Genomic DNA, 11,679 nt, shown 5'->3' on the forward strand with positions numbered 1-11,679 from the left:
AACGAAAGCGGCCCCTCGAAAGGGGCCGCGAGATGTGTCGACGTCAGGCCGGTTGGGCTTCGGTCGGAGGCGCATCTTCCGCCTTTTCCTCTTTCGGCCCGTCCTTCTCGTCGGGCCGCTTGATGCGGAACCAGACCACATAGAGCGCTGGCAGGAAGAGCAGCGTCAGCACCGTGCCGACGATGATGCCTCCCATCATCGCGTAAGCCATCGGCCCCCAGAAGATTTCGCGCGAGATCGGGATCAGCGCGAGGCTGGCTGCGGCGGCAGTCAGCATGATCGGCCGCATGCGATGTTCTGTGGCTTCGATTACCGCGTTCCACGGCGCCAAACCTTCCTTAATCAAGGTCTCGATTTGCACAACGAGGATCACGGAATTGCGGATCAGGATGCCAATCAGGGCCAGCACGCCTAGGATTGCGACGAAGCCGAGCGGCGCGCCGCTGGGCAGGAGTGCGGCGACCACGCCTATCAGGCCGAGCGGAGCCACGATGACCACCATGAACAGCCGCTGGAAGCTCTGCAATTGGAACATCAGGATCGTCGCCATGGTCAGCAGCATCATCGGGACCACCGCTGCGATTGGCGCCTGGCTCTTGGCGCTGCTTTCCACGGAGCCGCCCGTTTCGATCTTGTAGCCCACGGGCAATTTCGCGGCATAGGCATGGATCTGGGGCTCGAGCTTTTTGTCAATCGTCGCGGGCTGGGTGCTGTCCTTGATCGCCGCTTTCACGGTGATCGTCGGTGCCCGGTCGCGGCGCCAGATGATCGGTTGCTCCATCTCGTATCGGAAGTTGGCGATCGAGGCCAGGGGAACGGGCTGCCCGTTGCCGCCCGAAAGTTGAAGGCTTCGCAACGATTCGATCGATTGGCGTTCGTCCTTCACCGCCCTGCCCACAACATCAATCAGGTAGATGCTGTCACGGATCTGGGTGATGGTCGAGCCTCCGGTCATGTTGTTGAGTGCGGTGGCGATATCGGAGGAGGTGACGCCGAGTTGGCGCGCCTTGTCCTGCAGGATTTCGACCTTCACCGTCCGGGCGGGTTCCATCCAGTCATAGATGATCCGGCCGAGGCGTGCGTCCGAGCCCATGATCGAACCGACATCGCGTGCGAAGATTCGGACCTTTTCTGGATCGGGGCCTGATACGCGATACTGAACAGGACGTCCGACGGGCGGGCCGAGATCAAGTGTTTTCACGAACACATCCGAGCCTGGATATTCCTTCTCCGCAGCCTGGCTGAGTTGAGAGATAAGGCGGTCGCGGGCTTCTATGCTTTTGGCGACGATCACCATTTCGCCGAAATTCGGCGTGTTCGGCTGGACATCGAAGGAGAGGATGAAACGCTTCGCGCCCTGACCGACATAGGATGTCCAATGATCGATATCGGCATTGCCCGCCAGATGCTTCTGCTCGAAGCTATCCATTTCGGCCTGGGTCTGCGCGATGGTGTAGTTCTGCCGCGCGGTCCAGTCGACGACAAGCTCCGGCCGGTCCGACGAGGGGAAGAACTGCTGCTGCACGAAGCCCATGCCATATACCGACAGGCCGAACATGGCCGCCGTAAACGCGATGGTGGTTTTGGGCCAACCGACGCAGAGCTGGAGAAGGGCAGAGAAGGCAGACGCCACGCGTCCTTTTTCTTCGTGGTGCTTCTTCATTGTCTTGGGGAGTATCACGACGCCGAGCAAAGGAGCAAACAGCACCGCCACAACCCAGGATACGATCAGCGACACGGCGATGACGACAAACAGGGTGAAGGTGAATTCGCCAGCCGCGCTGTTGTTCAGGCCCACGGGAATGAAGCTCGCGACGGTCACCAAAGTGCCGGTCAGCATCGGAAAGGCGGTTGACGTGTAGACTGCGGTGGCCGCCTTTTGTAGCGTTTCTCCCTCCTCGAGTTTGGACACCATCATTTCGATGGCGATCATGGCGTCGTCGACGAGAAGGCCGAGCGCGATGATGAGCGCGCCGAGCGAAATGCGCTGCAGCGAGATGCCGGCATATTCCATGAACACGAAAGTGATGGCGAGAACGAGCGGAATGGAAACGGCGACCACCAAGCCCGCCCGCATGCCAAGGCTGAGGAAACTCACGACCAGCACAATCGCGATGGCCTCAAAAAGCGCTTTGGTAAAGCCTCCCACGGCCTCTTCCACGACCTCGGCCTGGGCGGCGACGTGATGAACGCCCACCCCGACCGGTAGGTCGGCGATGACCCGTTCCATCGTCTTGTTGAGCGCTTCACCGAAGTTGAGCAGATTTGCGCCAACCTTCATGCCGATTGCGAGACCAATTGCCGGCTTACCGTTCACGCGAAATAGCGGATCTTCGGGGTCGGAATAGCCCCGGGTGATTTTCGCGACGTCGCTCAGCCGGAAGAATCGGTCATTGACTCTGAGATTGATGTTGCGAAGGCTGTCCTCAGAGGCAAATCCGCCCGATACGCGCAGATTGATCCGTTCTCCCTCCGTACGAAGTGTTCCAGAGGCGACAACGGCGTTCTGGTTCTGCAGGGTGGTGATGATCTGATTTTGCGTGACGCCGAGCGCCGCCATTTGTCGCGTTGAGAATTCGAGATAGACGACCTCGTCCTGCGCGCCGATCAATTCCACCTTGCCGACATTGGGCACCGACAGGATTTCGGTCCGCGCCGCCTCGAGATAGTCACGCAATTGCCTTTGCGTCAGACCGTCCGAGGTAAAGGCGTAGATGTTGCCATAGACGTCGCCGAAACTGTCAACGAAACTGGGCCCCTGGACGCCAGACGGAAACTGCGAAGAAATATCCGCCATCATGTTGCGGACTTTGACCCAGGTCGGCTTCACATCCGCGGCTTTTGTCGAGTCCAGCAGGTTGACGTAAACGGTTGTCTGGCCAGGAGAACTCACGCTTTTCGTGTAGTCGAGATTGTCCAGTTCCTGCAGCTTTTTTTCAATTCTGTCAGTGACCTGGCTCGTCATCTCCTCAATCGAAGCGCCGGGCCATTGGGCCTGAATCAACATCGTCTTGATGCTGAAGTCGGGATCTTCCTCGCGGCCGAGATTGATGTAGGACAACACACCCGCCACCGCCGACAGGATCATGAAGTACCAGACGAGGGACTTGTGCGCGAGCGCCCATTCGGAAAGGTTGAATTTCTTGGTCATCAGGGCGCCTCACCGGCAATTCGAACTGTTTGATCGTTGGAAAGCGAGTTGACGCCGGCGGTCACCACGCGCTCGCCGACTTTGAGGCCGGACAAAACGCTCACGCCGCCATTCTCGGCGGCCTCGATCGTGACCGTCCTCGTCGCGACTTTCTTCGTTTGGGGATCGACGACCCAAACGAATTGAGCGCCGTCAGCGCCGCCGATGGCGCTCGCCGGAAGCCAGATTTCGTCCTTTTCCGGGCTGTCCTGGGTGGCGGTCACTGTGCTGCCCAGACGATAGTTCTCGGGCGGCGAATCCAAGGCGATCTTGGTTCGCAGCGATCGTGTTGCAGCGTCAGCCTGCGGCGCCGTCTCACGCACCTTGCCTTTGACCCGGATTGCCGGGTTGGCCTGAAGCGTGACCACGAACGGTGTGCCGATAGCGGTCAACGCGTAATAGGTGTCCGGAATATCGACCACGGCGTCGCGGTCGCCCAGTCCGGCGACGGTAAGAATCGTCTGGCCCGCAGACACGACCTGACCGACTTCAGCCGAGACCGCCGAAACAACGCCGTCGACTTCAGACCTCAATTCGGCGTAGCTCAACTGCTCCTGAGCCTTTGTCAGATCAGCTTGCAATTGTTTGACCGACGCTTCGGATGCCTCACGGGACTGCTGGGAATCTTCAAAGCTCTCTTTGGTCGTCGCGTTGGTTGCGAGAAGTTTTTTCTGGCGCTCTTCAGTCAACTTCGCAAGATCGAGCTTGGCTGTTTCGGACGCCAGGTCCGCTTTGGCTTTGTCGACTGCAAGCCGGAGACTGGAATCGTCGATCGTCGCAAGAACTTGTCCCTTGCGGACAACGTCGCCGACATTCACATTGCGAGCGGTTATGCGTCCCAGAACCCGAAATCCCAGTTCAGCGCTGAACGCGGCTTCAACTGTGCCCGTGAAGCCGACCACTTCTGGATGCCGGATCTCCGCCACCATGGTCAGAACGGGACGAACAGGGGCTTCGGCGCCTTCATGCGATTGCTCGCATCCGGCCAGCGCCGCAACGATCAGGAGCAGCGGAGGAATGGTCGTGAGCTTCATAGAGCGGCCTCGCCGGTAGTTGCGACTTTCTCGTCATTTCTCAGGAACTGGCCGCCTTCGACAACGAAAATATCGCCGGGCTTCAAGCCGTCCGCAAGCACGACGTCGGCCTGATCGTAGCGCTCGACCGAGACCGTCTTGAGTGATGTCTTCATTGTTGCGGGGTCCACGAGCCAGACAGCGGGCTTGCCGTCGAGGGAATAGAGCGACTGCCATGGAATCTTGACGCGCTTGCTGCTCGCGAAACGGACATTTGCCACCACCGCCGAGCCGAGTGTCATTTCCGGAGGCGGATTTTGCAGGGCCAGTTTCACGAGAACCGTGCCCAGCGAGCGGTCCACGGCCGGGCTGACTTCACGGATCTTCGCCTTCACCTTGATGTCCGGGCGAGATACCGGAGAGATCTCGATCTCCGGCGGGATCCCCCGAGCGCTCAACACATTTTCCTGCACGTTGAAAACCGCGTCGAGTTCTCCGTCATGCGCGAGCGTAAAGGCGGCCGTGGACGGTTGAACCACCTGACCGGCTTCGATGTTGCGCGCAGTGATGGCGCCATCCGCGTCAGCCCGAAGCACCGTCTGCTTGAGGGTGTCTTCGGCCGTCGCGAGAGACGCCAGCGCAGCGGAGAGGTCGTTCTGGGCCGACTGGTATTCCTGTATCGCACTGTCCAATTGCTGGCGAGAGAGGGCGCCGGTTTCGGCAAGCGCCTTGCGTCTTTTCAGAACGGATTCGGCGATGCGGAGACTGGCTTGCTGAGATTCCACTGCGGCGCGCGACGACGCCACATCCGCGCGCTGTTCGGTGTCGTCAAGCGTTGCGAGGATCTGCCCGCTTTTCACCCGATCTCCCACGCCCACATAACGCGCATTGACGCGCCCGCTCACTTTGAAGGAAAGGTCGCTTGCTATGCGCGGTTTGATTTCGCCCGCTCCCGAACCTTCTTCCGCATCGGCCTCCAGCGCAGCCTTCTGGACGGCGACCAATGGAATGGTTGGCGACGAAGCAGTTTTCTGCGCGTCGCAGGCGGACAGGGACACGAGTGCCAGGCCCAAAAATAGAAAGCGAGATATGGAGGGAATTTCGGAAAACCTCCAGATATTTGGTTCTGCGTCGCTTTCCAGCATGGCGCCTTCCCATAGAAGTGTTAATTTTATTCATCGATTGTTGAATATATGTCTGGGAAGCGCTATTGTTGTCAAGCCTCTGGAGGGAATGAAATTTGATCGATGACAAACGAGGGCAAGAGCGAGGCCGGGGGCGGCCCCGGCGTGGCGAGGGCCATGACAGGAAAGGGCTTCTCGAAGTCGCGCTTGCATGCTTCGCGGATAGCGGATTCGAAAACACTTCGCTTCGGACGATCGCCACACGGGCTCGGGTCGATGTCGCGCTGATATCTTACCACTATGGATCAAAACTGGGCCTCTGGACGGAGGTCGTGGCCAGCGTAGGGGAGGAATCCCGAGCCCGTCTGGCGGGGTTTTTGAGCGAATGTGAAGGGCGCGGCGATCGGGAGCGCATTGCGCACGTCTCAGCGCGGATCGTCGATATGATGAGCGAGAAGCCGCAGTTTGCTCGGCTGATGGTTGCCGAAATGATCGGCGCCGAAGACGAGGCGCGAAGCGAGGTCATCGAAACACGGCTCGTCAGACCAATGCTGGCTCTTCTCCTGCCGCTCTTGGGAGAAGAGGGGCGGGATTCCAACGAACAGGCCCCCGACGGCGCGTTGAGATTGATTGCATCTTTCGTCATGGGGGGGCTGGTCATCTCGACCCGTCCGTTCCTGTCCAGATTGACGCCAGTCGCAAGCGACGAAGTCCGCCTGCAAGCTGTTGTCAGTATGTTGATGACAAGATTGCTGAGCGCTTGAAGACCTGCGCGCACGGCAGGTTCCCCTGATTTGCACAGTTGCTTTATTGGCCCTGAAGGCTTGATTGTCTTGGGTTTCGCTGTGGCTGCCAGTGTGACTGGTCTCCAGTGCGCCGTGGTCCAGAGGGATGGATGTTGCAATTTCGCATAGAGCCAATAGTCTGGCGCCGCGCCAGAGGGGAAACTGGCGGTTAAAAAGAAAGGTGCTGCAATGAGCGTCCATCCCTATTTCAAGTCCATCAATCGTCTTCTGCTCGGAGGCGCGCTGGCCATGTCGCTGGCGCTGCCAGCCTTGGCCGAAACCGTGATCCGTCGCGGCAATGGCGGCGAGCCGCAATCGCTCGACCAGGCGCAGATTTCGATCGATATCGAAGGCTTCATCATCCGCGATCTGTCGGAAGGCCTGACCGTCTACGACGCCAAGGGCAAGGTCATTCCCGGCACGGCCGAAAGCTGGACCGTCTCAGAAGACGGCAAGGTCTATACCTTCAAGATCCGTGACGCGGCCAAGTGGTCGGATGGTTCGCCGGTGACCGCCGCCGACTTCGTCTATTCGATGACGCGCCTGCTCGATCCGGCCACTGCCGCCGGCTACGCCAATATCCTGTATCCGATCAAGGGCGCCGAAGCGTTCAACCAGAAGAAGGCGAAGGCGGAAGACCTCGGCCTCAAAGCCGTCAATGACAAGACGCTGGAAATCACGCTTGAGCGCCCGACGCCCTATTTTCTGCAGTTGATGACCCATTACACGGCTCTGCCAGTCAACAAGGCCAGCATTGAGAAAGACGGCAAGGACTTCACCAAGCCGGGCAAGATGGTCACCAACGGCGCCTATATGCTGACCGAATATGTGGCCAACGACCACGTGACCGCCGTCAAGAATCCGCATTATTGGGATGCGGCGAATGTGAAGATCGACAAGGTCATCTACAATCCGTCCGAAGACCAGGCCGCCACCGAGCGCATGTTCGAGAACGGCGAGCTGGATATCGTCTACCAGTATCAGGCCGATCAGCGCGACTTCCTGAAAAAGAAGCTCGCCGAAGACCATGTTTACGCCACTCCCGCGCTTTCAACCTACTACTACGCTTTCGACACCCGTCATGAACCCTTCAGCGACGTGCGCGTGCGCAAGGCGCTGTCCATGGCGATCGATCGCGATTTCCTCGCCGAAAAGATCTTCGGCGGCGCGCAACTGCCCGCTTACAACCTCGTGCCCCCGGGCATGGAAGGCTACACCGCGCCCAAGTTCGACATCGCCGACATGGACCAGCTCGACCGTGAAGACGCCGCCAAGGCGCTTCTCAAGGAAGCCGGCTATGGCGAAGGCGGCAAGCCGCTGAAGATCGACATCCGCTACAACACCAACGAAAACCACAAGAAGGTCGCCATCGCGGTCGCCGATATGTGGAAGGCCATCGGCGCGACGGTGACGACGCAGAATCTCGACGTCAAGGCGCATTACGCTTATCTGCAGGAAGGCGGACAGTTCGACGTCGCCCGCGCCGCCTGGGCGGCCGACTACGCCGATCCGGAGAACTTCCTCAACCTGCTCGTCTCGACCAACAAGGCCTTCAACTACGGCCATTGGGTCAACGCCAAGTTCGATGAACTGATGAAGGCGTCTTACGAGGAGCGCGACCCGGCCAAGCGCATGAAGATCCTGGCTGACGCCGAGGCGATCGCGCTGAATGAATATTCCATCACCCCGATGATGAACTACGCCAGCCTCTGGCTGGTCAGCCGCAAGGTGAAGGGGTTCGAGGAAAACACCGTCAACGAACACCTGACCAAATATCTCTCGATCGAGTGATCCTGACCGGGCTCGCGTACGCGGACCGTTTTCGGAACACGGGCGCGGCCCAGACGCCGCCGTCGTCACGACGGCGGCTTTCGGCCATTTCGCAATCGAGGAGGCGCCCATGTTGCGTTTCGTTTTCTTGCGGCTTCTGTCCGCGCTTCCGACGGTGTTTATCGTCGTGACCCTGTCTTTCTTCATGATCCGGATCGCGCCAGGCGGTCCCTTCAATCTCGAACGTCCGCTGGAGCCGCAGGTGCTCGCCAATATCAAGGCGGTCTATCACCTGGATCAACCGCTCTGGGCTCAATATTTCTATTATCTCGGCAATGTGCTGCGCGGGGATTTCGGCCCGAGCTTCATCTACAAGGACTACACCGTCGCCGAACTCATCCTTCAGGCGCTGCCCTATTCGATGATCCTCGGGGCCTGGGCGCTTGTCATCGCCGTGCTCGGCGGCGTTGTCATGGGCGTCTATGCCGCGCTTCGACAGAACACCTGGCCGGATTACGCGCTGATGGCCTTTTCCGCGCTCGGCAACACCGTGCCGAATTTCGTGATCGGGCCGATCCTGACGCTGATCTTCGCCGTCGCGCTCCAGCTCGTGCCGACCGGCAGCTGGGGCGATGGCGGTTTCCGCAATCTCGCTCTGCCGGTGATCGTGCTGGCCCTGCCGCAGCTTGCGGTGTTCGCCCGTTTGACGCGCGGCGCTATGATCGAGGCCTTGCGCGCCGATCACGTCCGCACGGCGCGCGCCTATGGCCTGCCGGCGTCGAGCGTGGTTGGTCGCCATGCGCTCCGGGCCGGTTTGATGCCGGTCATCTCCTATCTGGGCCCGACGGCGGCATCGGTGCTGACCGGATCAATCATCGTCGAAACCCTGTTCTCACTGCCCGGTGTCGGCCGCTATTTCGTGCTCGGCGCGCTCAACCGCGATTACACGCTTGTGATGGGCACAGTGGTGCTGATCTCCGTGTTCATCGTCGTTCTCAATCTTCTGGTGGATGTCATTTACGCGTTCATCGATCCGAGGGTGCGCTATGAGTGACATGACCCATCCCGCCACGCCGCCATTGGAAAGCCCCGATACCGGCAGGGGCCGCAGCCTGACGCGACTGGCGCTCGTCCGGCTCAGCCGCAACAAGGCCGCTGTCGCGAGCATTTTTGCCTTAGCGCTGGTCGCGCTCATCTGCTTCCTCGGCCCGCTCTTCAACCCGCATGGTTACGCCGATATCTATCCGAGCTATGTCGCCGTCCCGCCCAGTCTGGAGCAATATCCGCATAAGGACACGATGGAGCCGGTGATGAAGGCGGCCGTGGAACGTGGCCGCGCCGAGATGGAGAGCTTCGAGGTCGACGGCTCGACCTATACGGTTCGGCTCAAGGCGGAAAAAACCATTGATCCCCGCATTGTGCGCTATCTCGATCGCCCAGATGAATTCGACGGGGCCGAGATCACCGAGACCGGCGCCGATGGCCTGACCGCCACCGTCAAAGGACGTATAAACGGTCAGTACTTCCTGCTCGGCACCGATCGAAACGGCCGCGACATGCTGGCCCGCATCATGGTGGGTGGGCAGATCTCGCTGATGGTTGGCATTCTCGCCACGCTGGTGTCGCTGGTGATCGGCGTCGTCTATGGCGCGATATCCGGCTATCTGGGCGGCCGCGTCGACAATATCATGATGCGGCTTGTTGAGATCCTCTACTCGCTGCCGTTCATCTTCTTCGTCATCATGCTGGTGGTGTTCTTCGGCCGCCATATCGCGCTGATCTTCATTGCCATCGGGGCCATCAACTGGCTGGATATGGCGCGGATCGTGCGCGGGCAGACGCTCGCCATCAAACGCCGCGAATTCGTCGGCGCGGCGGTGGCCATGGGGCTGACCGACGGGCAGATCATCCGCCGGCATATCATCCCCAACACGATCGGACCGGTGGTGGTGTTCGTGACCCTCCTTGTGCCGCAGGTCATTCTGCTCGAAAGCTTCCTGTCCTTCCTTGGACTTGGCGTTCAGGAGCCGCTGACCAGCTGGGGCGTGCTGATCGCAGAAGGTGCGAGCTCCATCGAGGCGGCGTCCTGGCTGCTTCTCTATCCGTCGCTGTTTTTCGTCGTCACGCTCGTTGCCCTGAACTTCATCGGCGACGGCCTGCGCGACGCATTCGATCCGAAGGACCGCTGATCATGACGGACACTGTTCTCGACATTCGCGACCTCCATGTCCGTTTCGACGGCGAAGACGGCGAGATCCATGCGGTCAAGGGCGTCAGCCTTTCGGTCGCCAAGGGGGAGACGCTGGCCGTGGTCGGCGAATCCGGTTCCGGCAAGAGCCAGACGATGATGGCGGTGATGGGCCTGCTGGCGGCCAACGGTCGCGTGACTGGCTCGGCCCGCTATCGCGGCATGGAGCTGATCGGCCAGCCGGTCAAGACGCTCAACACCGTGCGCGGCGTGAAGATGACGATGATCTTCCAGGAGCCGATGACCTCGCTCGATCCGCTCTACACGATCGGCGATCAGATCGCCGAGCCGATCCGTCATCACCGCAAACTCTCCAAGGCGGAGGCGCGGGCGCGGGCGCTCGAACTCCTCAATCTCGTGCGCATTCCCGATGCCGAGCGGCGGCTCGATTCCTATCCGCATGAAATGTCGGGCGGCCAGCGACAGCGGGTGATGATCGCGATGGCTCTTGCCAACGATCCCGAACTGCTGATCGCCGACGAACCAACGACGGCGCTCGACGTAACGATCCAGGCGCAAATTCTTGATCTCCTCAAGGAGTTGAAGGACCGCCTGGGTCTCGCGATCGTCTTCATCAGCCATGATCTCGGCGTCGTCAGGCGCTTCGCCGATCGCGTTGCGGTGATGCGGCGCGGCGAGGTGGTCGAGACGGGTGGAGCGGAAGCGATCTTCGCCGATCCGCAGCACGACTACACCAAGATGCTGCTGGCCGCCGAGCCGACCGGCCGCAAGGAGCCGCCGCCCGCGGATGCGCCGATCCTGATCGATGCGCGCAACATGTCGATCCGCTTCAAATATGGCGGCGATTTCCTCGGGCGCGGGGTGAAATATCTGACCGCCGTCGACAAGGTGTCGCTGATGCTGAGGGAGGGCCAGACGATCGGCGTGGTCGGCGAATCCGGCTCCGGCAAATCGACGCTCGGCCGCATCCTGCTGCGCCTTTATGACGGCGAGGGCAGGGTGGTGTTCTGTGGCAAGGACATCTCCAAGGCCGACAAGGCGGCGATGCGTCCGCTCCGTCGCGAGTTGCAGCTCGTTTTCCAGGACCCCTATGGCTCGCTCTCGCCGCGCATGACGGCGGGCGAGATCATCACAGAGGGACTCTTGATCCACGAGCCGCATCTGAGCAAGGCCGAACGCGACCGACGAGCGATCGAGAGCTTGATCGAGGTCGGTCTCGATCCGAAGAGCCGCAACCGCTATCCGCACGAATTCTCGGGCGGACAGCGCCAGCGTCTCGCCATCGCCCGCGCCATCATCCTCAAGCCCAAGGTCATCGTGCTCGACGAGCCGACCTCGGCGCTCGATCGGTCGGTGCAGAAGCAGATCATCGAACTGCTGCGGGATCTGCAGGCTAAGCACAGGCTCGCCTATCTGTTCATCAGCCATGATCTCGCGGTCGTCCGGGCGCTGTCGGACTATATCATGGTGATGAAGAACGGTCGCGTGGTGGAGCAGGGACTGACGGACGAGATCTTCGACCAGCCTTCGATGGACTACACCAAGGAACTGATGGCGGCCGCCATGGGCGGGTAGTTTTGGATTTTCG

8 protein-coding genes are annotated in these 11,679 nt (G+C 60.4%); 5 read left to right on the top strand and 3 right to left on the bottom strand.

Going from position 1 to position 11,679, the window contains the following annotated elements; genetic code table 11:
- Positions 1-43: 43 nt before the first annotated feature.
- The 3 genes from E8Q41_RS08005 to E8Q41_RS08015 are packed head-to-tail and all read right to left on the bottom strand — an operon-like array spanning position 44 to position 5,348.
- Positions 44-3,151: an efflux RND transporter permease subunit gene (locus tag E8Q41_RS08005; protein WP_137155002.1), complete on the bottom strand. Its 3,108-nt coding sequence runs from the start codon at positions 3,149-3,151 to the stop codon at positions 44-46.
- Entirely contained in the window at positions 3,151-4,224 is a 1,074-nt protein-coding gene (locus tag E8Q41_RS08010) for an efflux RND transporter periplasmic adaptor subunit (protein ID WP_137155003.1), read from the bottom strand. Before E8Q41_RS08010 ends, E8Q41_RS08005 begins: the two co-directional genes overlap by 1 nt.
- Positions 4,221-5,348 (bottom strand): efflux RND transporter periplasmic adaptor subunit, encoded by a 1,128-nt coding sequence (locus E8Q41_RS08015; RefSeq protein WP_137155004.1) that lies wholly within the window; start codon positions 5,346-5,348, stop codon positions 4,221-4,223. Before E8Q41_RS08015 ends, E8Q41_RS08010 begins: the two co-directional genes overlap by 4 nt.
- A gap of 95 nt (positions 5,349-5,443) precedes the next feature.
- On the opposite strand from E8Q41_RS08015, the gene E8Q41_RS08020 reads away from it, so the two are divergent.
- The 5 genes from E8Q41_RS08020 (at position 5,444) to E8Q41_RS08040 (ending at position 11,666) form a co-directional block, all read left to right on the top strand.
- Complete coding sequence (locus tag E8Q41_RS08020) at positions 5,444-6,091, top strand: TetR/AcrR family transcriptional regulator (protein WP_137155005.1); 648 nt, start codon at positions 5,444-5,446, stop codon at positions 6,089-6,091.
- Between the two features lie 270 nt (positions 6,092-6,361).
- The gene (locus E8Q41_RS08025) at positions 6,362-7,903 is read left to right on the top strand and encodes a peptide ABC transporter substrate-binding protein (RefSeq protein ID WP_246660128.1); all 1,542 of its coding nucleotides are present in this window, start codon (positions 6,362-6,364) and stop codon (positions 7,901-7,903) included.
- Positions 7,904-8,012: 109 nt separating this feature from the next.
- The gene (locus tag E8Q41_RS08030; protein ID WP_137155007.1) at positions 8,013-8,936 is read left to right on the top strand and encodes an ABC transporter permease subunit; all 924 of its coding nucleotides are present in this window, start codon (positions 8,013-8,015) and stop codon (positions 8,934-8,936) included.
- 1 nt (position 8,937) lies between these two features.
- Positions 8,938-10,071, top strand: a complete 1,134-nt coding sequence (locus tag E8Q41_RS08035; RefSeq protein WP_137155126.1) for an ABC transporter permease subunit — start codon at positions 8,938-8,940, stop codon at positions 10,069-10,071.
- A gap of 2 nt (positions 10,072-10,073) precedes the next feature.
- On the top strand, positions 10,074-11,666 hold the full coding sequence (locus E8Q41_RS08040) for an ABC transporter ATP-binding protein (RefSeq protein ID WP_137155008.1): 1,593 nt from the start codon (positions 10,074-10,076) through the stop codon (positions 11,664-11,666).
- Positions 11,667-11,679 lie beyond the last annotated feature (13 nt).

The organism is Rhizobium sp. FKL33 (genome assembly GCF_005222915.1).
In the GTDB taxonomy this organism is placed as follows: Bacteria; Pseudomonadota; Alphaproteobacteria; order Rhizobiales; family Rhizobiaceae; genus Rhizobium_E.